This is a genomic window from Variovorax boronicumulans (assembly GCF_019352895.1).
In the GTDB taxonomy this organism is placed as follows: Bacteria; Pseudomonadota; Gammaproteobacteria; order Burkholderiales; family Burkholderiaceae_C; genus Variovorax; species Variovorax boronicumulans_A.
Genome location: NZ_JAAAFX010000009.1, coordinates 1,059,632 through 1,083,511 on the forward strand (window position 1 = coordinate 1,059,632; position 23,880 = coordinate 1,083,511).

Below are 23,880 nucleotides of genomic sequence, written 5' to 3' on the forward strand. Positions count from 1 at the left end.
GGCAAATGAAAGAAGCGATCGAATGAACAAGCGCCGACTCGGGCTGCTCACCGGCACCCATGCCGTCAATGACCTCTACCAGGGGCTGGTGCCCGCCCTGCTGCCCATCATGGTGCTGGAGCGCGGCTACAGCTACACCGCGGCGGCCGGGCTGATGCTGGCGGCCACCGGCCTGTCGAGCGTGGTGCAGCCGCTGTTCGGCCTCTATGCCGACCGCCACCCGCGCAGCTGGCTGGTGCCCACGGGCTTCCTGGTGGCCGCCCTCGGGGTGGTGCTGGCGGGCCTGAGCCAGAGCTACCTGCTGACCTGGATCGCGATCGCGCTGTGCGGCCTGGGCATCGCGGCCTACCATCCGCCCGCCACCGTGGCGGCGCGCGCGGCCGGCGGTGCCTCGCAGAAGGCGATGAGCGTGTTCTCGGTGGGCGGCACCATCGGCGCCTCCTTCGCGCCGGTGCTGGCGGCCACGGTGGTCGGCGGCGGCAGCCTGTCTCGCAGCTACCTGCTGGGCCTGCCGGCGCTGGCGATGGGCGTGGTGTGGCTGGTGGCGAACGCCGGGCGCGGCGCGGCCTCCGCGGCCACGGCCGCCGCCGCGCGCCAGGCCCGCAGCGCGGTGGCGAAGCCGCGCAACGACTGGCGCGCCTTCGGCCTGCTGGTGGCCACCATCGTGGGCTGGTCGATCCCCTACGTCACGGTGCTGTCGATGCTCTCGCTGCGCATCACGCGCGACCTGCACGGCACGAGCTTCCAGGGCGCCGCCGCGCTGACTGCCTTCACCGCCGCGGGCGCCGTCGGCACGCTGCTGGGCGGCTGGCTGGGCGACCGCATCGGCCGCATGGCCACGATCCGCACCGGCTACCTGCTGGCCCTGCCCGCGCTCGCCGGCCTGGTGCTGGCGCCGGGCGCAGCCTGGGCCATGGCCTGCACCGCGCTGCTCGGCATGTGCATGTTCCTGCCCTTCGCCGCGCAGGTCACGCTGGCGCAGGACTACCTGCCGCGCAATCCGGCCACGGCCAGCGGCATCACCTTGGGGCTGGCGCTGTCGGTCGGCGGGCTGGCGTCGCCGCTGTTCGGCATGCTGTCGGACGCGCGCGGGCTCGGCGTCACGCTGACGGCGGTGCTGGGCGTGCTGTGCATCGCGACGGTGCTGGCCTTGCGCATGCGCAACCGGACGATGCAGCCGATGCCGCCCGAGATCGAAGCGATGGCCGCCTGAGGCCCGGCGCTGTCACTGAAAAATCATCGGGATGTCATCGCGCTGCGCCATGCTCCGGCCTTCGATCCTCGAAGGCTGCGGCTGCCATGTTCCCCACCAAGACCGACAAGGCGCGCGACGAACTGCATGGCGGGCGCCGCACGCTGAGCCAGCGTGAGCGGGCGCTGCTGCTGATGGCCGACGGCCGGCGCTCGCTGAGCGACTTCAGCCCGCTGTTCAGCAACCGCGGCGAGGCCGAGCAGGCAGTCCAGGCGCTGGTGCAACAGGGCTACCTGCAGGCCCCGGCCGCCGCGTCCGCCCCACCACCCGCGGCCGTGCAACTGCCGCCGGCCACCTCGGCCGACACCTTCGACGGCAAGCGCTCGCTGGCCACCACGCGGATGTTCCTGTTCGACATCTGCGAACGGATGTTCGTGCGCCGCGACCCGGCGCTGGCGCACCAGATCCGCCATGCCTTGCGCGAGGCCCGCGACCGCGCGTCCATGCTGGAGATCGCCGCGCTGATGCTCGCCGAAGTCGAGAAAAGCGCCGGCGCCGAACGCGCCACGTCGCTGCGCGAGCGCATCGACCGGTTGCTGCCCTTCACCGAAATCGTTCATTGACGCCCCGCCCTGCTCCTGGCGATCCACTACACTCGCGGGGTCAGGAGAGAGCCTCGCACGACGGGGCCGCCGAAGGCGCAGGGGATTCCCCCGAACGCTCAGGCAAAAGGACTGACGAGGCGCCGGTGACCACCGGCGTTTCCTTGCTGGAGAGAGGCCGCCGTACCGGAAACGACGCAGCGGCCCACCGAAGGAGCAAACCCCGATCGTGGGGCGAATCTCTCAGGTAAAGCGGACAGCAGGGGTGGCCCGTGGCGTTGCAGCCATGGATTTCGACTGCCCCTTTGGAGTGCCCCGTGGCTGCTTCTTCCGCCCCCGCTACCGAACTTCTCCAGACCCCGCTGCACGGCCTGCACATCGAACTCGGCGCCCGCATGGTGCCCTTCGCAGGCTATTCGATGCCGGTGCAGTACCCGGCCGGCCTGATGGCCGAACACCGGCACACGCGCACGGCCGCCGGCCTGTTCGACATCTCGCACATGGGCCAGTTGCGCCTGGTCGGGCCCGACGCCGCGGCCGCCTTCGAGACCCTGATGCCGGTCGACGTGGTCGACCTGGCGCCCGGCAAGCAGCGCTACGGCCTGCTGCTCGACGACGCGGGCGGCATCCTCGACGACCTGATGTTCTTCAACGAAGGCCACGACTCGCTGTTCGTGATCGTCAACGGTGCCTGCAAGGTGGCCGACATCGCCCACATCCAGCAGAAGATCGGCACGCGCTGCGAAGTGCAGCCCCTGCCCGACCATGCGCTGCTCGCGCTGCAGGGCCCACAGGCCGCGGCCACGCTGGCGCGGCTGTCGCCGGGCATCGAGCGCTTCGTGTTCATGACCGGCGGCGCGGTGCAGATCGGCGGCATCGCGGCCTTCGTCACGCGCAGCGGCTACACCGGCGAAGACGGCTTCGAGATCTCGGTGGCCGCGAAGGACGCCGATGCGCTGGCCCGGCTGCTGCTGGCCCAGCCCGAGGTCCAGCCCATCGGCCTGGGCGCGCGCAACTCGCTGCGGCTCGAGGCCGGCCTGTGCCTCTACGGCAACGACATCGACACCACGACCACCCCGGTCGAGGCCTCGCTCAACTGGGCGATCCAGAAGGTGCGCCGCGCGGGCGGTGCGCGCGCGGGCGGCTTCCCGGGCGCCGACCGGATCCTGGCCCAGCTCGCCGCGGCCACGACCGGCGCGGCCGGCCACACCGACCACCACACGCTCAAGCGCAAGCGCGTGGGCGTGGTCGCGCTGGAACGCATCCCGGTGCGCGACGGCACGCTGCTGCAGTCCTTCGAAGGCCACGACATCGGCAGCGTCACCAGCGGCCTGCTCGGCCCCACGGCCGACCGCTGCATCGCCATGGGCTACGTGGCCACGGCCTTCGCCGAGCCCGGCACGCGCATCCAGGCCATCGTGCGCGGCAAGCCGGTGCCGATGGAGGTCTCGACCCTGCCCTTCGTTCCGACCCGTTACTACCGCGGCTGAACCTCGCGGAGCCGGCTAGGCTCTGCACCCCTGAACATTTTTTCCACGAGGAGTCTTTTCACCATGAGCATCAAGTACACCAAGGACCACGAATGGGTCGCGGCCGAAGGCGATGCCGCCACCGTCGGCATCACCGTGCACGCACAGGACGCGCTGGGCGACGTGGTCTTCGTCGACCTGCCCGAGGTCGGCAAGACCTTCGCGCAGGGCGAAGTCGCCGGCGTCGTCGAGTCGGTCAAGGCCGCGGCCGACGTGTTCATGCCCGTGTCGGGCGAGATCACCGAAGTCAACGAGGCGCTGCGCGCCGACCCCTCGCTGGCCAACAGCGACCCGCTGGCCACCGGCTGGTTCTTCAAGGTCAAGCTCAGCGAACCCGCGCAGCTCGATGCGCTGCTGGAAGCGGCCGACTACGACAAGTTCGCTGCAGAGAGCTGATTCCGCTTCTTCGTCCCCGTCTTTTCCTCACCGCCATGTCGACCACCTTCCCCACCCTGCGCGAACTTGACACCGCCGACGAGTTCATCGCCCGCCACATCGGCATCGAAGCCGCGGACGAGGCGCGCATGCTGCCGGTCATCGGCTCGGCCACGCGCCAGGAACTGATCGACGGCATCGTGCCCGCGGCCATCCGCCGCTCGAAGCCGATGCAGCTGCCGCCCGCGGCAAGCGAGGCCGATGCGCTGGCCGAACTGAGGAAGATGGCGGCGAAGAACAAGGTGGCGCGCAACTTCATCGGCCAGGGCTACTACGGCACGCACACGCCCGGCGTGATCCTGCGCAACATCCTCGAGAACCCGGCCTGGTACACGGCGTACACGCCCTACCAGGCCGAGATCTCGCAGGGCCGCATGGAGGCGCTGGTCAACTTCCAGACCCTGGTCTGCGACCTGACCGGCATGGCGATCGCCAACGCCTCGATGCTCGACGAGGCCACCGCGGCCGCCGAAGCCATGACGCTGGCCAAACGCAGCGTCAAGAGCAAGAGCAACATCTTCCTGGTGGCGGGCGACTGCCATCCGCAGACCATCGAGGTGCTGCGCACGCGCGCCGCGCCGCTGGGCATCGAGATCAAGGTCAGCACCGCCTCCGAGACGCTGCCCCACCTGATGGCCAACTGCGATTTCTTCGGCGTGCTCGCGCAATACCCGGCCACCACCGGCCAGGTCCACGACCTGCGCCCGCTGGCCGGCCACGCGCACGCCTGCGGCGCGGCGCTGTGCGTCGCGGCCGACCTGCTGGCGCTCACGCTGCTCACGCCTCCCGGCGAATGGGACGCCGACATCGTCTGCGGCACCACCCAGCGCTTCGGCATGCCGATGTGCAACGGCGGCCCGCACGCCGCCTACCTGGCCTGCCGCGACGCCTTCAAGCGCTCGCTGCCGGGCCGGCTGGTGGGCGTGAGCGTCGACGTGCATGGCGCCCCCGCCTACCGGCTCGCGCTGCAGACGCGCGAGCAGCACATCCGGCGCGAGAAGGCGACCTCGAACATCTGCACGGCACAGGTGCTGCCGGCCGTGGTGGCCAGCATGTACGCGGTCTACCACGGCCCGGCGGGCCTCCTGCGCATCGCGCAGCGCGTGGCCGCGCTGACCGGCGTGCTGGCCGCGGGCCTGGAGCAGATGGGCTTCGAGCTGGCCCACGCCACCGCCTTCGACTCGCTCACGGTCAAGAGCGGCGACGACACCGCGGCGATCCTCGAGCGCGCACGCAGCGCGGGCCTGAACCTGCGCCACCGGCTGCAGCAGCACCTGGGCATCTCGCTCGACGAGACCCACACGCGTGCCGACGTCGAGACGCTCTGGGCGCTGTTCGTGCGGCCCGGCATGCCGATGCCGCGCTTCGACACGCTGGCCGAGACGGCCGAGGTGCGCATTCCGCAGGACCTGCGCCGCACCAGCGCCTTCCTCACGCACCCGGTGTTCAACACCCACAAGAGCGAGACCGCGATGCTGCGCTACATCCGCAGCCTCTCGGACAAGGACCTCGCGCTCGACCGCAGCATGATCCCGCTGGGCAGCTGCACCATGAAGCTCAACGCGACCAGCGAGATGATCCCGATCACCTGGCCCGAGTTCGCCAACATCCATCCCTTCGCGCCGGCCGAGCAGCTGCAGGGCTATGCCGAGCTCGACGAGCAGCTGCGCGCCTGGCTCTGCGAAGCCACGGGCTACGCGGGCATCAGCCTGCAGCCCAACGCGGGCTCTCAGGGCGAGTACGCGGGCCTGCTGGCGATCAAGGCCTTCCACGCCTCCAGGGGCCAGGGCGGCCGCAACATCTGCCTGATCCCCTCGTCGGCGCACGGCACCAACCCGGCCAGCGCGCAGATGGTGGGCATGCAGGTGGTGGTGACCGCCTGCGACGCGCAGGGCAACGTCGACCTCGACGACCTCAAACGCGCCTGCGAGAAGCACAGCGAACACCTGGCGGCGGTGATGATCACCTACCCCAGCACCCACGGCGTGTTCGAGACCCGCGTGAAGGAGCTCTGCGCGCTGGTGCACTCGCACGGCGGGCGGGTGTATGTCGACGGCGCCAACATGAACGCGCTGGTCGGTGTGGCTGCGCCGGGCGAGTTCGGCGGCGACGTGAGCCACCTGAACCTGCACAAGACCTTCTGCATCCCGCACGGCGGCGGCGGGCCGGGCGTGGGGCCGGTGTGCGTGGTCGAGGACCTGGTGCCCTTCCTGCCCGGCCATGCGACCGCGGGCATCGGCTCCGAGGGGCCGGGCGCCGTGTCGGCCGCGCCGCTGGGCAATGCCGCGGTGCTGCCGATCAGCTGGATGTACTGCCGCATGATGGGCGCCGAGGGCCTGCAGGCCGCGACGGAGACCGCGATCCTCTCGGCCAACTACATCAGCGCACGCCTGAAGGACCACTACCCCACGCTCTACGCCAGCCCCAACGGCCATGTCGCGCACGAGTGCATCCTCGACCTGCGTCCGCTCAAGGAAAGCAGCGGCGTGACCGCCGAGGACGTGGCCAAGCGCCTGATCGACTACGGCTTCCACGCGCCCACACTGAGCTTCCCGGTGCCCGGCACGCTGATGGTCGAGCCCACCGAGAGCGAGCCGCTGGCCGAGCTCGACCGCTTCGTCGACGCGATGATCGCGATCCGCGGCGAGATCCGGCGCATCGAGGAAGGCGTCTGGCCGCAGGACGACAACCCGCTCAAGCACGCGCCGCACACGGCCGCCAGCCTGCTGACCACCGAGTGGGCGCATCCCTACTCGCGCGAACTCGGCGCCTACCCGCTGGCCGCGTTGCGCCAGGCCAAGTACTGGTCGCCGATCGGCCGGGTCGACAACGTCTACGGCGACCGCAACCTGTTCTGCAGCTGCCTGCCCGTGGGCGACTACGCGACGAGTTGAGCCACTGCACAATCGATGTTCCCTTTCACACGGAGACATCGATGAGTCAACAGAACCAGCCCCTCGACGGACAGATCGCCTGGGTCACGGGCGGCGGCAGCGGCATCGGCCTGGCCGGCGCCATCGACCTTGCGAAGGCGGGTTGCCGCGTCGTGATCTCCGGGCGCAATGCCGCCAAGCTCGAGGCCGCGGTGGCCGAGGCCGAAGCCAAGGGCGCGCCGCAGGGCCGCATCAGCGCGATGCCGCTCGATGTGGGCGACCGGCCGGCGGTCGACAAGGTCGCAGCGGCCATCGAGGCCCAGCACGGCGGCGTCGACATCCTGGTCAACAGCGCGGGCATCAATTTCCCCAAGCGCTTCTGGAACGAAACCGACGGCGACACCTTCGCCAAGGTGGTGAACATCAACCTCAACGGCGCGACCTTCTGCACGCTGGCCGTGCTCAAGGGCATGCAGGCGCGGCGCCGCGGCACCGTGATCAACATCGCCTCCTTCGCGGGCTGGCACCAGAGCTTCCTCACCGGCCCGGCCTACGTGGCGAGCAAGGCCGGCCTGATCGCGATGACGCACAACTTCAACATCGAGCAGTGCGTGCACGGCCTGCGCGCCACCTCGGTGTGCCCGGGCGAGGTGGCCACGCCGATCCTCAAGAACCGGCCGGTGGAGCCGAGCGCCGAAGACAAGGCGCTGATGCTGCAGGAGGAAGACCTGGGACGCACCATCCGCTTCATCGCCGAGATGCCGCCGCACGTGTGCATCAACGAGCTCGTGATCGCGCCGGTCCACAACCGGATCTTCATGGGCGGCAGCGAGTTGCAGCGGCGCTAGGCCAGCGTCGGCTCGATCGCGTCGTCGCGCCCGATGCGCCGGACTTCGAGCTGCCGGATGCGCTGCGCATCGGCGTCGGTCACGGCGAACTCGAACGCGCCGTGGCGCAGGGTCTCGCCCACCACCGGCACCCGACCCAGCCGCGCCAGCAGGAAGCCCGCGGCCGAGCTGTAGCTGTCGTCCTCGCTCACCAGCCCCTCGGTGTCGAGCGCACGTTCGAGCTGGTGCAGGTCGGCCGCGCCGGCCACCTTCCAGTGGTCGGGGCCCAGGGCCTGCACTTCCAGCGTCTCGTCCTCGTCGGGAAACTCGCCGGCGATCGCCTCCAGCACGTCGATCGGCGTGACGATGCCCTGCAGGGTGCCGTACTCGTCGTGCACCAGCGCGACCTGCCCGCGTGCATTGCGCAGCGTGGCGATCAGGCCCATCACCGGTCCCGTCTCGGGCACGTAGAGCGGCTGGCGCAGGTCGGTCAGCGGGTCGATGCGGCCGTGCGCGAGCAGCGCGCCCAGCAGGTCCTTGGCGCGCGCCACGCCCAGCACTTCGTCGAGCGAGCCGCGGCACACCGGGAACATGCCATGCGGCGTGTCGAGCAGCTGCTGGCGGATCGATTCCGAGGGATCGTCCAGGTCGACCCAGGAGATGTCCGAGCGCAGCGTCATGATCGAGCTGACCTTGCGCTGCGCAAGCTTGAGCACGCCGCTGACCATGTCGCGCTCCTCGGGCGCGAACACCGGCGCCTCGGCCGAGGCCTCGGCGCCGGAGGCGGCACGGTCCGCAGTGTCCTGCCGCTGGCCGCCGAGCAGCCGCAGCACCGATTCGGCCGTGCGTTCGCGCAGCGGACGGCGCGCCTGCTGCTTGACGTAGTTGCGGCGCGCAAGCTGGTTGAAGAACTCGATCACGATCGAGAAGCCGATGGCCGCGTACAGGTAGCCCTTGGGCAGGTGGAAGCCCAGGCCCTCGGCGACCAGGCTCAGGCCGATCATCAGCAGGAAGCTCAGGCACAGCACCACCACGGTGGGGTGCGCGTTCACGAAGCGCGTCAGCGGCTTGGACGCCAGCAGCATGATGCCGATCGAGATCACCACCGCGGCCATCATCACCGGCAGGTCGTTGACCATGCCCACCGCCGTGATCACCGCATCGAGCGAGAACACCGCATCGAGCACCACGATCTGCGCGACCACCAGCGAAAAGCCCGCGTAGACCGGCGAGGCGGTGCCCGCATGCGTCACGCCTTCGAGCCGCTCGTGCAGTTCGGTGGTCGCCTTGAAGAGCAGGAAGAAGCCGCCCACCAGCAGGATCAGGTCACGCCCCGAGAAGCCGTGGCCCCAGACCGAGAACAGCGGCGTGGTCAGCGTGACCAGCCACGAGATCACCGACAGCAGCGCCAGCCGCATCAGCAGCGCCAGGCTCAGGCCGATCACGCGCGCCCGGTCGCGCTGGTGCGGCGGCAGCTTCTCCGCCAGGATGGCGATGAAGATCAGGTTGTCGATGCCGAGCACGATCTCGAGCACGACGAGCGTGAGGAGACCGACCCAGGTGGCCGGGTTGGAAAGCAGTTCGATCATGGGAGGGAGGAAGACAGCGCGGCGAAGAATGCGGCGCGCAAGCGGCGGCGGCCCGAGCTGGAGGATTCCATGCCGGGCGCGGGAAAGAACGCGGGAAGAAGTGCGTGCCTTGGGCGATGCCGCATTCGCATCGCGTCAGGAGAAAGACGGGGGTCGCTGGCTCGGGCCAGCGCCGTACTGGGCGGCTCGGAAAGAGATGTCACCCACAAAGTCTAGGGGCATTCCCGCCGCGTTCTGGAAAGGCCCCGCGTCACCCAAGGCCAAGGGCCGTCGACCGCTCAGCGCTTGTTCGCGATCTCGCCCGTCGCGACCTGGGCCCGGAAGCGCTTGAGCACGGCCTTGAGCCGGCGCTCGTGGGCCAGGCCCACGCGCACCATCATCTTCTGCCCGCTCGACAGCGATTCGAGCGCGGGGTCGGCGAATTCGTAGCGCGTCCAGGGGCGGGCCGCGGTGAACTCGCCGCGCACCTCGGTCAGCTGCACCGCGACCGGCCCGCCGGGCTCGGGTGCCGCCAGCAGATGGTCGATGGCCGCCACCAATCGGTCATTGAAGTAGCGCCCCGGATAGCCCAGGTCCTCGTAGGCCTGCTGGAACAGCGGGTACAGCCGCGCGTAGAGCGCGGCCACGCGCTCCGCGTCGAGGGCCTCGGCCAACGCCACGATGGCGTCGTAGCGCGCCGCATTGCCGGCGTCGATGTGCTGCGTCGGCCCGGCCGCGCCGGTCACGCTGAAGTGCTCGGGCGTGGGCTGCACCGGCCACAGGCGCGACGGGGTCTGGGCACGCGGCAGGTTGTCGACGGTGGCCACCACGCGGCGCACGAAGCCATCGACGTTGAGCATGGCGACCACGCGCTTGGCGCCCAGCCAGCCGTTGAGGGCCGAGGTGATCTGCGCATCCGAAGCAGCCAGCGTGGGCAGCACCGCATCGGGCTCGGCCAGCGCATCGATCGGGTTCTGGGGTCCGGAGGCGGCCGGCTGCGGCGCGGGTGCCGGCGCATCGGCGGGCGCCGCGGCCGCGACCGGCGGTGGCGCGGGCGGCACGGCGGCGCGCTGCTGCCACCAGTACCAGCCGCCTCCCACGGCGGCGATGGCGATCAGCACCAGGATGACGATCTTCGAGGCGGAGCTCTCGCGCGCAGGCCGGAAGTCGGAGGGTTCGCGTTCGGGCATGAAGCAGATTCCTTGGTTCCATCGCCGCGGGCGCGGCAATGCGGTTCATTGGAAACCATGCCTTGCCGCGATGGCGTAACGCCTTGTGTAAGCCGCGGGCAACGCAGGGCATGGGGCCGGCCCGACATGGCCCAGACCGGAGGTCCACGAACCGCGTTTCAGGCCAGACCATGACAGAGGTACGATGACGACCGTAAAGTTCCCCTCCCCATCCTGCCATGACTCCCGCGAAGACCGGCCCGTTGTCCGCATGGGAGCCCACCGCCGGCACGCCCTTCTACCGCCAGATCTACGACCGCTTTCGCGGCGCGATCGACAGCGGCCTGCTCAAGCCCGGCGACCGCATCCCCTCGGCACGCGCGCTGACCCAGGAGCTGGGGCTGGCGCGCGGCACCATCGAGGCCGCCTACGCGCTGCTGGCCGCCGAGGGCTACATCCAGGCCCGGGGCCAGGCCGGCACCATCGTCACACCGGAACTCAGGCCACGCACGCCGATGGCGAGCCCCGTGGCACCGGCCGCCGACGCTGCGTCCCGGCTCGGCTTCCGGCCCGATTCGGTGCTGCCCTTTCAGATGGGCCTGCCGGCGCTGGATGCCTTTCCGCGAAAGATCTGGGCCCGGCTGGGCGCGCGCTGCGTGCGCGCGATGCAACCCATCGACATGGCGCATCCCAGCGTCTATGGCCTGCCGGCGCTGCGCGCCGAGATCGCAGCCTATCTCCAGGTCTCGCGGGGCATCCAGTGCACCCCGTCGCAGGTCTTCCTGACCTCCGGCTACCGCCACAGCATCGAGCTGATCGGGCTGGCCCTGCTCAAGGCCGGCGACCGCGTCTGGCTCGAAGACCCCGGCTACCCCCCCACGCAGGCGCTGCTGCGGCACATGCGCATCGCCGGCGTGCCGGTGCCGGTCGATGCCGAGGGCCTGGTCGTGTCCGAAGGCCTGCGCCGCGCGCCGCGGGCGCGCGCGGCGGTGGTCACGCCCGCGCACCAGAGCCCGCTGTGCGTGTCGCTGTCGCTGCCCCGGCGCATGGCGCTGCTGGACTGGGCCGCGCGCAACGAGGCCTGGATCGTCGAGGACGACTACGACGGCGAGTACCGCTACGTGAGCCGCCCGCTGCCCGCGCTCAAGAGCCTGGACCGCGAGGGGCGCGTGCTCTATGCCGGCACCTTCAGCAAGGTGCTGTTCCCGAGCATCCGGCTGGCCTACCTGGTGGTGCCGCAGCCCCAGGTCGAGCGCTTCGAGCAGGTGCTCCAGACCTTTGCCGGTGGCAGCCCCGCGCTCACGCAGGCCATCGTCACCGCCTTCATCGCCGAGGGCCACTTCGCGCGCCACATCCAGCGCATGCGCAAGCTCTACGCCGAACGCCGCGATGCGGTGCGGGCCGGCCTGGAAAGCGTGCTGGGCTCTCACATGCGCATCGATTCGCCGCCCGGCGGCATGCACCTGATCCTGCGGCTGCAGGGCCGGCGCTCGGACCGCAAGCTGGCCGCGCGCATGCGGGAGGCCGGCCTGTATGCCGAGGCATTGACGAACTGGACCCAGGACCACCAGGGCAGCCCGGCCCTGCTGCTGGGCTTCACGAACATCGACTCGCAGCAGGCGGCGCAAGCGCTCGGGCGGCGCATCCTGGCGCTGATGTGAAGGCCATCATGGCCCAGTTCCAAACACCGATCATGGCTCTTCCGGCCTAGGCCAAGATTGCGCACCATGGCGTCCTTTCCAACCGTCAAACACAAGGACTTTCCATGACGACCTCTCGCATCGACTACGCAACGGTCTCGCCCGACATCTACAAGGCCTTCGGCGCCGTGCACATGGCCGTTCACAAAGGCAGCCTGCCCAAGGCGCTGATCGACCTGGTCTACCTGCGCGTGTCGCAGATCAACGGCTGCGCCTTCTGCATCGACATGCACTCCCGCGACCTGCTCAAGGCCGGCCTGCCGGTCGACAAGCTGGTGCTGGTGCCGGTGTGGCATGAAGCCGGCGCGGTCTTCAGCACCCGCGAACGTGCCGCGCTGGCCTGGGCCGAAAGCGTGACGCGCGTGGCCGAGACCGGCGTGCCCGACGCGGACTACGCGGCCGCCGCGGCCGAGTTCGGCGACAAGGAACTGGCCGACCTGAGCTATGCCATCGCGCTGATGAATGCCTTCAACCGCTTCGGTGTCTCGTTCCGCGTCGCCCCCGCCGCGGCCATCGCAGCGGCCAAGGCCTGAGACCGGCACCCATGGCCTGGACGCTGCTCGCCATCGCCGGCCTGCTGGAGATCGCCTTCGCCTTTGCGATGAAGTCGTCGGCAGGCTTCACGCGCTGGGTGCCTGCGCTCTGGACGGTCGCCACCGGCCTGTCGAGCGTGGTGCTGCTCTCGCTGTCGCTGCGGACGCTGCCCATGGGCACCGGCTATGCGGTCTGGACCGGCATCGGCGCGGCCGGCACCGCGATCGTCGGCATCGCCGTGCTGGGCGACTCCGCGGCGCCGATGCGGCTGCTGTGCATCGGGCTGATCCTCGCGGGGGTGATCGGGCTCAAGCTGGTGTCGGGCGACTGAGCGGCGGCGGGCGGCACCGAAAGTGCTTGGGCATGTGGGCACAATGCCCGCAACCCCTCCGCCCCCATCGCCATGGACATCGACTTCTCCCAGCTCACCGAGTACCAGCGCTACAAACTCATGGCCAGCCTGATCGTGCCGCGGCCGATCGCGCTGGTCACCACGCTCGGGCCCGACGGCACCGTCAATGCCGCGCCCTTCAGCATGTTCAACATGGTGGGCGAGGAGCCGCCGATCGTGATGATCAGCCTCAACCGCCGCGAAGACACCTCGCTCAAGGACACGGCGCTCCACATCGTGCGCACCGGAGAGTTCGTGGTGCACATGGTCGACGAGGCCATCGCCGCGCAGATGCACCGCTGCGGCGAACACCATCCGCCGCACGTGAGCGAGCTCGACAAGGTCGGCTTCACCGCGCTGCCCAGCAAGGTGGTCGCGCCGCCGCGCATCGCCGAGGCGCCCGTGGCCTTCGAGTGCACGCTGTTCGAGACCATGGAAACCGCGAGCCGGCAGGTCTTCATCGGCCAGGTGCGCTGGATGCATGCGCGCGACGAGCTGATCGACACCGACACCTGGCGCGTGCGGCTCGAGCACTACCTGCCGGTCGCACGCTTCGGTGCGAGCTTCTACATGCGCACACGCGAACGCTTCGCGATCGAGGACATCGCGGCCGCGCCCGGCACCGCGGTGGAGCCCATCGACCCCGTCTGACAAGGCGCCCGGGCCGCTGCCGCTAGCATCGGCCCATGCTTTCTCCTTCCGTCTGCCGTGCGCCCGCGCACCGTCCGTGGGGCACGCCATTCGGCATGGCCTTGCTGCTGCTGCTCACCCTGTGCGTGTGGGCCCTGCCCTTGCCGGCCGCGGCCAAACGCATCGCGGTGCCGGCGCGGCAGTCGCTGGTGACCGACCTCACGGGCACGCTGAACGCGAACCAGATCGCGGCGCTGAGGGAGAAGCTCGACGACTTCGAGCGCGACCACCAGGCGCAGCTTGCGGTGCTGGTCGTGCCGACCACGGGCGAGGACAGCATCGAGTCCTTCGCGACGCGCGTGTTCGACAGCTGGAAGCTGGGCAGCGCCAAGGACAACGACGGCATGCTGCTGCTGGTCGCCTTGAAGGACCGGCGCATGCGCATCGAGGTCGGCCAGGGGCTCGAGGGCGAGATCCCGGATGTGCTCGCGGGCCGCATCGTCGACCAGCAGATGATGCCGCGCTTCAAACAGCAGGACTACTACGGCGGCATCGACGGCGCCGTCGATGCGCTGATCGAGCGCCTGGGCGGTGGCTTCGTGGTGCCGCCCTCGGCCATGGGGCAGGACCCGCAGATCGGCGCGGTGATCGACACCGAAGGCCAGCCCAACGATGCGGAATCCAGCGCCGGCGTCACGCCCTTCGGCTGGGCCTTCTTCGCGGTGCTGCTCGCCGCCATCGGCGCGGCCTGCCTGCGCTGGCGCTTCGCCCGGCGTTTCTTCGCGGGCGTCGGCGTGCTTGCGGGCGTCATCACCGCATCGGTCATGCACTTCGGCGGCGAGCAGACGCTGACCGGCATGGGCGTGGTGCTGGGCAGCGCCGTCGCGCTGTTCCTGCTGGCCCTGATCGCCGTGGGCATGCGCATGGCCTGGCGCCAGGGATTGGCCGCCTTCGCCATCCGCTGGGTGATCGTGCTGGGCATCACGGGCTACGTGGCCTGGGAGAACCCCGGCGAATGGATTCCGGTGGCGATCGCCTTCGGCATCTCGATGCTGTTCGCCTTCTTCCCGGCCAGCAACACCGGCGACAGCAGCGACGACGATTCCGACAGCGGCTGGAGCAGTTCCAGTTCCTCGAGTTCGTCCTCCTCCAGCAGCAGCAGCTCGTCGAGCAGCAGCGGCGGATCGAGCAGCGGCGGCGGTGCCTCGGGCAGCTGGTAGCCTGCACGCCCGCGCCGCCATGGCGCAGACCCCTTAAACCGAACGCCCGGCCTGTGGGCGCATGACATGACCGACCCTCGCAACTTCAACCAACTCTGGCGTGACCGCAACGACACCTCGGTACAACGCACACCGCGCGTGCTAATCCGCGTTTTCATCGGGCCCGGTGAACTGGAGCACAGCGTGCGCTTCTACGAGCAATTGCAGGACGTCGTGGCCGATGCGGGTTTCCCCTTTCCCGAAGCCGGCCTGCGGCTGGCGATGGTCGGCGCCTTCCTGCTGATCGAGGGCACGCCCGAGGCGCTGGCGCCCTTCACCTCGACCACCGGCACGCTGCTGGTCGACGACGTGCATCCCTACTACGAGAAGCTGGTGGCTGCCGGCGCCGAAATCATTTTTCCGCTGCAGGTGGTCCCGACGGGGGCCGCGTTCAACGCCATCCACCCGGACGGCAGCGTGGTCGAGTACGTGCACCACCGGCCCGACCCGCAGGGCCGCTGACACGCACGGCCCACGCTCGGCTGCGGTTCAGACCAGTCGCAGGTCTCTCGCGGCCACGCCACCGAACACATGGTCGAGCTGCGCGGGCGACAACCCGTACATGCGCGCGAACAGGCCCGCGAACACCGCGCGGTACTCGTTGAGCACAGGATGGTCGCGGTTCTGGAACAACGCCGCGGGCTGCGTCAGCGCGACCTGCTCGCCCACCACGCGGCCGCCGGCCTGCGCGGCGAGCCCGCCGCCCAGCACCCAGTACACCGTGCCATGCCCGTGGTCGGTGCCCTTGTTGCCGTTTTCGCGGAAGGTGCGGCCGAATTCGCTGATCACCACCACCACGGTGTCGCGCCAGGCGGTCTCGCCCATCGCGTCGGCAAAGCCGGCCAGGCCGCGGCCCAATTCCTCGAAGCGGTTGGCGAGGTAGCCGGTGCCCGCGCCCTGCCCCACGTGCGTGTCCCAGCCGCCGACGTCGACGAAGCCGAGGTCGAAGCGCTCCTGCATGAGCCGCGCCATGCGCTGGGCCACAAGCTCGAAGCCCTTGGCCGTCATCGCGTTGCGGCTGGCCGCGTCCATCTCGGCCTTGACCGCGCGCAGCACCTCGTCGCGCACCGCGAAGCCCTCGGCCACGGGCTGGGCCAGCGCGGTGCCGCGGTACATCGATTCGATCACCTGGCTCTGGCGCGCGTCGATGCCCTGGCGTCCGACGTTGCCCAGCGCCATGTTGGCCGCCTGCGCATCGCCGCGCAGCGAGATCGGCAACTGGTCGGTGAAGGCGATGGGCGACACCGCCGTGAGCGGGCCCGCGCCCAGCACGCCGGCCAGCCGGTTGAGGAAGCCCGAGCGGTAGTCGCGGCGGCGGTCGAGCGCCTGGCCGAGCTCGATCGAATCCTGCGTCTCGAAGTGGCTGCGCGTGAGGTCGTCGGTGCCGGCAAAGGGAATGAAGGCCGCCTGCTTCTTCTGGAACAGCGGCATCACGCTCGAGGCCAGCGCCGGATGCAGCCCCCAGTCGCCGTCGAGCGCCAGCGCGCCGTTGGCCTCGCCGGGCCGCGGCACCGCGATGCCGGGACGCGAGGCACGGTAGAAGTCGCCGGCCGCGCCCGAGATCGGGACCAGCAGGTTGGCGCAGTCGTAGGCGCCGCGCAGGAACACCACCAGCAGCTTGGCGCCCTCGGCCGCAGGCGCAGCCATCAGGCGGCCCGCGCCACCGGCCAGCGGTGCGGCGGCGGCCAGCATCTTCAGAAGATCACGGCGTTGCATGGCGAATCCTTTCAGCGGTTGTTGCGCTCGGGGGACGCGAGATAGAAGGTGTTCCAGTCGGGCGGCGAGTTCGCCTGCGCCAGCGCCGCGCGCGTGGCCGTGCTCAGCGCCGCCGTCTGCGTGCGCACCACCGGCGAGGTGGCCAGCGGCGGGTACGGCGGCTTCTCCAGCGGCGCCTTGTCGGCGGCGCGGAACAGCACCGCGCCGTTGGCGCCGATGGCCCGCGCGATCTCGAAGCGCGTGGCCATCTGCCCGGCACTGGCCCAGGCGTCCTGCGTGAGCGCATAGCCGTCGGGCGTCTCGTGGCCGTAGAGCGGCTGGCCCATGCGGTTGAGCCAGCCCATCATCGGTGCCAGGTCGGTGGCCACGCGATCGCCATAGGCCAGGCGCACGCTGCCGACCACGTAGTGCACCGGGTCGCGGAACTTGTGGCCCAGCGAGGCCGCGAACTCGGGCGACTCGAACAGCGTGGTCAGCACGGCGGCGATGTCGCCGTCGCTGCGAAGAAAGGTCGCGCTCATGCGGTCGACCAGCGCGGGCGGCGGCACGTCGGCCACGAAATAGACGGCCAGCTTGTGCGAAACGAAGCGCGCGGTGGCCGGGGCGCGCGCCAGGCGATCGAGTGCTTCGTCGGCCTCGGCCAGGCCGCGCTGCGTGATCGGTGCGCCCAGCAGCGTCTTGGCGCCGTCGTCGTGACGCGCGGGGTTGAACTCGAACAGGCCCTGGCGCACATACGCGGCCTGCTGGGCAGCAGGCAGACGTGGCGGCGGACCGTCGTCGCGCAGGGTCACGCCCAGGCCGCTGAGCACGCGCGCCAGCGACTGCACGTCGGCCTGCGAATAGCCGCTGCCCACGCCCAGGGTGTGCAGTTCCATCAGCTCGCGCGCGTAGTTCTCGTTGAGCCGGCCGCCCGCGTTCTGCGCGTTGTCGAGGTAGCGCAGCATCGCGGGATGCCGCGCGGTCGCGCCCAGCAGGTCGCGGAAGCGGCCCAGCGCATGCGGGCGGATGGCCGTTTCCTCGTAGTCGCCGACCAGTTCGCGCAAGCCGCCCTTGCGCGTGCTCACGTTGAAGTGGTTCATCCAGAACCAGGTCATCTGCTCCTGCAGCTGGTTGGTCGAATAGAGCGCACGCAGCAGGAAGCGCTGCTGGGCCTCGCGGCTCAGCTGGTTGAGCGCCTGCTGGTAGGCCTGGCGCGCGGCCGCCTTCGCATCGTCGTCGGCGAGCGCGTCGGCGGCCTTGCGCTGGGCCTCGAGTTCGCGCGCCAGGCGGTCGATCGGGGTGCTGCTGATGCGCATCGCGTCGATCTGCGCCTGTGCCGCAGCCGGCAAGGTGGCCGGGCCCGGGTGCAGTTGCGCGCCGAGCCAGCGGGGCACGCCCAGCGCTTCGACCTGCTGTGCGTCGGCCGGGCTGGCGCCCCAGCTCACGCGGTCGAGCCATTGCAGCCGAGCCGAGGCGTCCGCCGGGGGCGTGGCGAGCTTCGGCGTGGGGATGCTGCTGCAGGCGGCGAGCAGCAAGGCCGCGAGCGCAATGCCCGGACGGAAAATCGACAGACGGATCGATGGCATGCCGTATTCAACCTTTCGCACATCGCTCAGGTTGACAGGGTCGTGTCAACGCCGGGTGAAGCCCGGTGACAAGCCGTCGCCGGCTCAGGCCTGCAGGGTCTTCTGCGCCGTCGCCTCGCCGGCGATCTGGCGCAGCGCGCGCTCGAACACCTCGACCGGCTGGCCGCCGGAGATCAGGTGCTGGTCGTTGATGATGATCGCGGGCACCGAGCGGATGCCGGCTTCGGTGTAGAGGTGCTCTCGCTGGCGCGTTTCCTCGGCGTATTCGTCGCTCTCGAGAATGGCGCGGGCGCGCACCGGGTCGAGGCCGACCTCGGTCACGGCGCGCAGCAGCACCTCGATGTCCGAGGGGTTCTCGCCGTCGGTGAAGTAGGCCTGCAGCAGCCGCTTCTTGAGCGCCTTCTGCTGCGCCTCGCCCTCGAACTCGGCCCAGTGCAGCAGCCGGTGCGCGTCGAAGGTGTTCCAGATGCGCTTGCGCTTGCCCTGGCCGAAGGTGAAGCCGACCGCGGCACCGCGCTGGCGGATCGCCTCGGCATTGGTCTGCGCCTGCTCGGCCGAGATGCCGTACTTGCGCGTCAGGTGCTCGACGGTGTCCTCGCCCTCGCGCGCCATCTGCGGGTTGAGCTCGAAGGGCTGGAAGTGCAGCTCGGCCGTGACCTCGGGCGCAACCCGCGCCAGCGCGCTTTCCAGCGCGGTCAGGCCGATGGCGCACCAGGGGCAGGACACATCGGAAACGAAATCGATCTTGAGGCGGGCGGTCATCGGCGGGCTCTTAAAAGGCAGGGACAAGCCGCCATGATGGCGCCAGGCACGCCACCGCTGCCGGGGGCCCGGGCGATCACCCCACCGCCGCCGCGGGTCATTCCTCGCTGGTCCACTCGACGCGCACGCCCAGGCTGCGCAGGTTCTCGACGAAATGCGGGTGGGCGCGGCGGATCGGCGTGGCGTTGCGGATCTCGGAGCGGCCCTCGATGCTGGCCGCCACCATGAACAGCGCGATCGCCACCCGGATGATGTAGGGGCTCTCGACCACCGCCGGCGTCAGCGGTCCGCCGCCGAAGGTGATGAGGCGGTGCGGGTCGGACGAGAACACGTGGGCGCCGAACTTCGACAGCTCGCCGGTCCAGCCCAGCGCGCCGTCGTAGACCTTGTTCCAGAACATCGCGTTGCCCTGCGCGCGCACGCCCAGCGCGATGAAGATCGGCAGCAGGTCGACCGGGAAGTAGGGCCAGGGCGCGGCCTCGACCTTGGTCAGCACGTTGCTCGTGAACGGCGTCTGCACGCGCAGCGCGCCTGGCGTGCTGGCCCGCGACCAGCCGTCTTCGTGCGTGATCTTCACGCCGAACTTGGCGAAGGTGCGGTCGATCAGCGGGAAGTTGCCGGGCGCGGTGTTGCGCACCACCACATCGCCGCCGGTGATCGCGCCGAGCGCGAGGAAGGTGGTGATCTCGTGGAAGTCCTCGTCGAAGCGGAACTCGCCGCCGCCCAGCCTGAGCCCGCCATGCACCGTGAGGCGCGAGGTGCCGATGCCCTCGATGCGCGCGCCGAGCGCGACCATGAAACGGCAGAACTCCTGCACATGCGGCTCGGACGCCGCGTTGGTCAGCGTCGAGGTGCCCTCGGCCGCCGAGGCGCAGAGCACGAAGTTCTCGGTGGTGGTGACCGAGGCGTAGTCGAGCCAGTGGTCGACCGGGCGCAGGCGCCCCGCGCGCACCAGCAGCGAACCGTCGGCGCGCTCGACCTCGGCGCCGAAATGCCGGAACACCTCGACGTGCGGATCGATCTCGCGCACGCCCAGCGTGCAGCCCTTGACGTTGTCCTCGAGCCGCGCCACGCCGAAGCGCGCCAGCAGCGGCGGCACCAGCATGATCGACGAGCGCATCTCCTCGGGCAGCCGGTGGCGCACCGCATCGAAGGTGGTCTCGCGGTGGTGCAGGTTCAGCGTGCCGCTCGCATGGTCCATCTCGACCTGGCTGCCCAGCGTGCGGAAGATGTCGAGGATCTTGCGCACGTCGGTGATGTCGGGCACGCCGAGCAGGCGCAGCGGCTCGGTGCTGAGCAGGGTGGCGCAGAGCACCGGCAGCACCGCGTTCTTGTTGGCCGAGGGCGTGATGCGGCCGCTGAGCGGACGGCCGCCGTGGACGATGAGGTTGGACATGGGACGAAGGGAAAAGTGAAGGTGCGCCGGCTCAGAGGCTGCGCCAGAAATCGGTCAGAAGGGTCACGAACTCGACGGGCTTTTCGACCGCACTCACATGCGCTGCATCGAGGCTCGCGCGCTTCGCATGCGGGATGGCGGCGGCGATCAGGTCCGACATGGCGGGCGGCGTGGCCAGGTCCTGCGCGCCGTCGATCACCAGCGTCGGCACCGTGATGCGGCGGTTGCTCGCACGGAAGTCGATGCCGGCCACGGCCTTGCAGCTTTCGATGTAGCCGGCCGCATCGGTGGCCACCAGCATGCCGTGCAGCGCGGCGGCGGCGGCCGTGCCTTCGGGCGTGGCACGCCAGGCGGGCGTGAGCCAGCGTTCGACCGCGCCATCGGCGATGGCGGCCACGCCCTCGGCCTGGACGCGCGCCACGCGAGCCTGCCAGGTCGAGACGTCAGGATAGTGCGCGCTCGAGTTCGCGATGACCACGTCGCGCAGCAGCTCGGGCCGGCGCACCGCCAGCGCCTGGGCGGTCATGCCGCCCATCGACAGGCCGACGAAATGCACGGGCTCGCCGCCGGCTTCGCGCTCGATCAGCGCCGCCGCGTCGTCGGCCAGGGCCTCGACGGAGAACGGCGCCGCCGGCGCGGCCGAACCGCCGTGGTGGCGGTGGTCGTAGCGGATCACGGTGTGGGCGCGCGACAGCAGCGCGGCCACGCCGTCCCACATGTGCAGGTTGCAGCCGAGCGCATGGCTCAGCACGACGATCGGGCCTTCGCCTTCGCGCAGGACATTCAATGGAATCATGGTGCGATCTCTTTACGGACGGAGGTTGCAGGCAGCCGGGGCAGCCAGAAGAAGGCGATGAGCATCAGCGAGGCGCCGGCCAGCGCCATCGGCACGACCATCGGCCAGGCGCCGTTGGACGAGGCCGGGTCGATGAAGGTGGCGGCGGTCTGCCCGACCACGAAGCCCGCCACCATCATGCCGAAGCCCGACCACGACACCGCGCGTCCGGCCAGGTGCGGCAGGTCGCCCACCGCGCCGGCCTGGCCGCAGGGTTGATGGATGCCGTGGCCCAGGCAATAGACGCCGTGGCCCAGCAGCAGCGGCCAGATCGACAGCGGCAGCAGCCGAGCGCCGCCAGCAGCGGGCCGGCCAGGCTCAGCGTGGCCCCCAGCTGCACGGTGCGCACGGCACCGCGTCGGCGCAGCAGGCGCCGGCACATCGTGGTGCTGAAGATGTAGACCAGCGAGCCGCCCGCGGGAATCCAGCCGTACTGGATCGGCGTGAGCCCGAGGTAGCCGATGTAGACCATCGGCGACAGCAGCAGGAAGGAGAAGATGCCCGCGTAGGTGCTGGCCGCGACCGAGGCCCAGGCGCGAAAGCTTGCGCTGGCGAACACCTCGCGCAGGCGGCCCCGGGGCGCAGCGGCCTCGCCGACGCCCGGGCGCCGCAGCGTCTCGCCGAAATAGCGGTGGCACATCGCCCACAGCACCAGCGCATAGACGGCCATGCCGCCCAGCACCCAGCGCCAGCCCAGTTCCTCGACCGCGAAGGCGCCCATCACCGGCGCGAACAGCGCGACGATGCCCAGGCCGGTGAGGCCGCGCGCCATGATGTGCGGGCCTTCGTGCGCGGGGTAGAGGTCGCGCACCGCGGCGCGCGCGCAGACCAGGATCGCGGCCATCGCGAAGCCGTGCAGCACGCGCAGCCCCACCAGCCAGGCCATGCTGGGCGCGAACACGCCACCGGCCGAGGCCAGCGCGTAGAGGGCCAGGCCGCCGAGCAGCACCGGACGGCGACCGATGCGGTCGGCCAGCGGCCCGCAGGCCAGTTGCGCAAAGCCGAAGGCCAGCACGAAGGCCGTCAGGCTCGCACTGGCCGAGCCCAGTTCGCGCGCGATCTCGGGCAGGGCCGGCAGGTAGCTGTCGGTGGCCACCGGCTGCGCCGCGAGCAGCAGCGGCAGCAGCAAGGCGAAGGAAATCGCGGGGGATGGCGTCCCCAGGGCCGCACTCACTTCGGCAGGTCCGAGAGCAGGCCCTTCTCGCGCAGGATCGCGGTGGCGATGCCGAAGCCATGGTTGGCCACCGGCACGCCGCAGTAGATGGCCGCCATCATCAGCACTTCCTTGATGTCGTCGGGCGTGAGGCGCGACTCGGGCGGCCCCTCGAGAGCGGACCGGACGTGCATCGCGAACTCTTCGTAGGCATGGGTGCCCAGCATCATCGACAGCACCATGTAGCGGCGCGTCTTGTCGCCCAGCGCGGGCCGGCCCCAGATGTCGTTCCAGGCGTGGCGCGTGATGAGTTCCTGGAACTCGGCGTTGAAGCTGGTGCGCTTGGCCAGCGACTGGTCGACCCAGGCGTCGCCCAGCACGCGGCGCCGCTGCAGCAGGCCGCGTTCGTAGTCGCTCGAAGCGGAAGAAGGGGAAGGAATGTTGCTGTCGTCGCTCATGGCGAAACGTCCTTGGAAGTGGATGCGCGAAGGGTGTCGAAGCGGGTCCGCAGCGCTTGCAGCAGCAGCCGTGCGAGGTCGGCCGCGCCGTCGGCCAGCGCGGGGTCGAACCATTCGTCGGCCGCCTCGTGCGGGAGTTCGGCGCGCAGCCGGTCGATCTGGGCGCGCATGCGTGCGGCATCGACCTGCAATCGCGGCAGCGCGCCGGCCATGGCGCGCGCCGCGCCCTGCACGGTGGTCCAGAGCTGCGGCCATGCGGCCAGCTCGGCCTGCCACGGCCCCAGGGCGCGCTGGTGCTGCTGCGGCATCGCGGCCAGCAGCGCCGCGACCTGCTGCGGCGCGCGTTGCGCCGCGGCCAGCGCGACCATCGAGGCCACGGGATTGCGCTTGTGCGGCATGGCCGAGGAGCCACCGCGACCGGGCTCGCTGCCTTCGCTGACCTCGCCGACCTCGTACTGGCCCAGCAGCGACAGGTCGAGCGCGATCTTGCCCAGGCTGCCGGCCAGCAGGCCGAGTTCGCAGCCCAGCGCCACCGCCTCGTCGCGCTGGGTGTGCCAGTTGGCGCCGGGGTCGCGCAGCTGCAGCGCGGCGGCGAGCCGGGCGCGCACCGCGGCGCCCTGCCCCTTCATCTGCGCCAGCGTGCCGACCGCGCCGCCCAGTTGCAGTTGCAGCGCACGTGCCGCGACCTCGGCCAGCCGCTCGCGGCTGCGCAGCAGCGGCGCGGCCCATTGGGCGCACACCAGGCCGAAGCTGGTGACCGAGGCCGGCTGCATCAGCGTGCGCGCCAGCATCGGTGTCGCGACATGGGCCTGCGCATGATCGAGCAGGGCCGCGATCGCGGCATCGAGATCGGTTTCCAGCAGCGCCAGCGCCTCGCGCATGGCCAGTGCCAGCGCGGTGTCGATCACGTCCTGGCTGGTGCCGCCCAGGTGCACGAAGGGCAAGGCCTCGGGATGGCGCTCGGCCACGCGGGCCTTGAGTGCCAGCACCAGCGGGATCGCGAGGCTGCCGGCACGGCCGCTGTCGCGCGCGATCTGTGCGGGATCGAACAGCGCCGGGTCGCAGCAGGCGGCGATGGCCTCGGCCGCGGCACCGGGCACCAGGCCCACGTCGGCCTGCGCGCGCGCCAGTTCGGCCTCGAAGCGCAGCATCGCGCCGACCACGGCGGGGCCCTCGAAGACCGCCTGGATCTCGGGGTTGGAAAGGAAGGCGTCGAAGATGCTCATGGAAAAAGCGGGCACAGGGCCCGCCAAAAAGCGGGCGCAAGGCCCGCATTGTGAACGGCG

The 23,880-nt window shown here is 70.6% G+C and carries 21 protein-coding genes, 1 pseudogene and 2 riboswitches; of the genes and pseudogenes, 12 read left to right on the top strand and 10 right to left on the bottom strand.

Annotated elements, in window-relative coordinates; translation table 11 throughout:
• Nucleotides 1–22 precede the first annotated feature (22 nt).
• The 6 genes from K0H49_RS24055 (at nt 23) to K0H49_RS24080 (ending at nt 7,479) form a co-directional block, all read left to right on the top strand.
• Entirely contained in the window at nt 23–1,213 is a 1,191-nt protein-coding gene (locus K0H49_RS24055) for an MFS transporter (protein WP_219217993.1), read from the top strand.
• 86 nt (nt 1,214–1,299) lie between these two features.
• Nucleotides 1,300–1,815, top strand: coding sequence for a hypothetical protein (locus K0H49_RS24060; protein ID WP_219217995.1), 516 nt, complete (start codon nt 1,300–1,302; stop codon nt 1,813–1,815).
• A gap of 39 nt (nt 1,816–1,854) precedes the next feature.
• Nucleotides 1,855–1,931: riboswitch (glycine riboswitch) on the top strand.
• Nucleotides 1,932–1,951: 20 nt separating this feature from the next.
• Nucleotides 1,952–2,064: riboswitch (glycine riboswitch) on the top strand.
• A 47-nt stretch (nt 2,065–2,111) separates the two neighbouring features.
• Complete coding sequence (gcvT, locus tag K0H49_RS24065) at nt 2,112–3,284, top strand: glycine cleavage system aminomethyltransferase GcvT (RefSeq protein ID WP_219217998.1); 1,173 nt, start codon at nt 2,112–2,114, stop codon at nt 3,282–3,284.
• A 63-nt stretch (nt 3,285–3,347) separates the two neighbouring features.
• Complete coding sequence (gene gcvH, locus K0H49_RS24070) at nt 3,348–3,719, top strand: glycine cleavage system protein GcvH (protein WP_219218000.1); 372 nt, start codon at nt 3,348–3,350, stop codon at nt 3,717–3,719.
• Between the two features lie 35 nt (nt 3,720–3,754).
• Entirely contained in the window at nt 3,755–6,652 is a 2,898-nt protein-coding gene (gene gcvP, locus K0H49_RS24075; protein ID WP_219218002.1) for an aminomethyl-transferring glycine dehydrogenase, read from the top strand.
• A gap of 41 nt (nt 6,653–6,693) precedes the next feature.
• Nucleotides 6,694–7,479: an SDR family oxidoreductase gene (locus K0H49_RS24080; protein ID WP_219218004.1), complete on the top strand. Its 786-nt coding sequence runs from the start codon at nt 6,694–6,696 to the stop codon at nt 7,477–7,479.
• Here the strand turns inward: K0H49_RS24080 and K0H49_RS24085 are convergent.
• Nucleotides 7,476–9,044 carry a TerC family protein gene (locus K0H49_RS24085; protein WP_219219140.1) on the bottom strand — a complete coding sequence of 523 codons (1,569 nt, stop codon included), beginning with the start codon at nt 9,042–9,044 and terminating at the stop codon, nt 7,476–7,478. The genes K0H49_RS24080 and K0H49_RS24085 overlap by 4 nt on opposite strands.
• A gap of 281 nt (nt 9,045–9,325) precedes the next feature.
• On the bottom strand, nt 9,326–10,216 hold the full coding sequence (locus tag K0H49_RS24090) for a DUF3014 domain-containing protein (protein WP_219218007.1): 891 nt from the start codon (nt 10,214–10,216) through the stop codon (nt 9,326–9,328).
• A gap of 218 nt (nt 10,217–10,434) precedes the next feature.
• Between K0H49_RS24090 and pdxR the strand changes: the two genes are divergently transcribed.
• The 6 genes from pdxR (at nt 10,435) to K0H49_RS24120 (ending at nt 15,171) form a co-directional block, all read left to right on the top strand.
• Nucleotides 10,435–11,856: a MocR-like pyridoxine biosynthesis transcription factor PdxR gene (gene pdxR, locus K0H49_RS24095; protein WP_219218009.1), complete on the top strand. Its 1,422-nt coding sequence runs from the start codon at nt 10,435–10,437 to the stop codon at nt 11,854–11,856.
• A 104-nt stretch (nt 11,857–11,960) separates the two neighbouring features.
• A complete protein-coding gene (locus K0H49_RS24100) occupies nt 11,961–12,428 on the top strand; it encodes a carboxymuconolactone decarboxylase family protein (protein ID WP_219218011.1) in 468 nt (155 codons plus the stop codon).
• 11 nt (nt 12,429–12,439) lie between these two features.
• Nucleotides 12,440–12,760, top strand: a complete 321-nt coding sequence (locus K0H49_RS24105) for a DMT family transporter (RefSeq protein WP_219218013.1) — start codon at nt 12,440–12,442, stop codon at nt 12,758–12,760.
• Between the two features lie 72 nt (nt 12,761–12,832).
• A complete protein-coding gene (locus tag K0H49_RS24110; protein ID WP_219218014.1) occupies nt 12,833–13,471 on the top strand; it encodes a flavin reductase family protein in 639 nt (212 codons plus the stop codon).
• Between the two features lie 35 nt (nt 13,472–13,506).
• Nucleotides 13,507–14,670 carry a TPM domain-containing protein gene (locus tag K0H49_RS24115; RefSeq protein ID WP_219218017.1) on the top strand — a complete coding sequence of 388 codons (1,164 nt, stop codon included), beginning with the start codon at nt 13,507–13,509 and terminating at the stop codon, nt 14,668–14,670.
• Nucleotides 14,671–14,736: 66 nt separating this feature from the next.
• Nucleotides 14,737–15,171, top strand: coding sequence for a VOC family protein (locus tag K0H49_RS24120; protein WP_219218019.1), 435 nt, complete (start codon nt 14,737–14,739; stop codon nt 15,169–15,171).
• A gap of 27 nt (nt 15,172–15,198) precedes the next feature.
• Here K0H49_RS24120 and K0H49_RS24125 read toward each other — a convergent pair whose 3' ends face one another.
• The 8 genes and pseudogenes from K0H49_RS24125 to pcaB form a co-directional block, all read right to left on the bottom strand.
• On the bottom strand, nt 15,199–16,425 hold the full coding sequence (locus K0H49_RS24125; protein WP_219218021.1) for a DUF1501 domain-containing protein: 1,227 nt from the start codon (nt 16,423–16,425) through the stop codon (nt 15,199–15,201).
• 11 nt (nt 16,426–16,436) lie between these two features.
• Nucleotides 16,437–17,990: a DUF1800 domain-containing protein gene (locus tag K0H49_RS24130; RefSeq protein ID WP_219218023.1), complete on the bottom strand. Its 1,554-nt coding sequence runs from the start codon at nt 17,988–17,990 to the stop codon at nt 16,437–16,439.
• 84 nt (nt 17,991–18,074) lie between these two features.
• Nucleotides 18,075–18,752 carry a DsbA family oxidoreductase gene (locus K0H49_RS24135; RefSeq protein ID WP_219218025.1) on the bottom strand — a complete coding sequence of 226 codons (678 nt, stop codon included), beginning with the start codon at nt 18,750–18,752 and terminating at the stop codon, nt 18,075–18,077.
• A gap of 97 nt (nt 18,753–18,849) precedes the next feature.
• The gene (locus K0H49_RS24140; RefSeq protein WP_219218027.1) at nt 18,850–20,148 is read right to left on the bottom strand and encodes a UDP-N-acetylglucosamine 1-carboxyvinyltransferase; all 1,299 of its coding nucleotides are present in this window, start codon (nt 20,146–20,148) and stop codon (nt 18,850–18,852) included.
• Nucleotides 20,149–20,179: 31 nt separating this feature from the next.
• Nucleotides 20,180–20,944 (bottom strand): alpha/beta fold hydrolase, encoded by a 765-nt coding sequence (locus K0H49_RS24145; protein ID WP_219218036.1) that lies wholly within the window; start codon nt 20,942–20,944, stop codon nt 20,180–20,182.
• Nucleotides 20,941–22,157: pseudogene (locus K0H49_RS24150) on the bottom strand (MFS transporter). Before K0H49_RS24150 ends, K0H49_RS24145 begins: the two are co-directional and overlap by 4 nt.
• Nucleotides 22,154–22,594, bottom strand: coding sequence for a carboxymuconolactone decarboxylase family protein (locus tag K0H49_RS24155; RefSeq protein WP_219218038.1), 441 nt, complete (start codon nt 22,592–22,594; stop codon nt 22,154–22,156). The pseudogene K0H49_RS24150 and the gene K0H49_RS24155 overlap by 4 nt, the downstream one beginning before the upstream one ends.
• On the bottom strand, nt 22,591–23,820 hold the full coding sequence (pcaB, locus tag K0H49_RS24160) for a 3-carboxy-cis,cis-muconate cycloisomerase (RefSeq protein ID WP_219218040.1): 1,230 nt from the start codon (nt 23,818–23,820) through the stop codon (nt 22,591–22,593). The genes K0H49_RS24155 and pcaB overlap by 4 nt, the downstream gene beginning before the upstream one ends.
• Nucleotides 23,821–23,880: the final 60 nt, after the last annotated feature.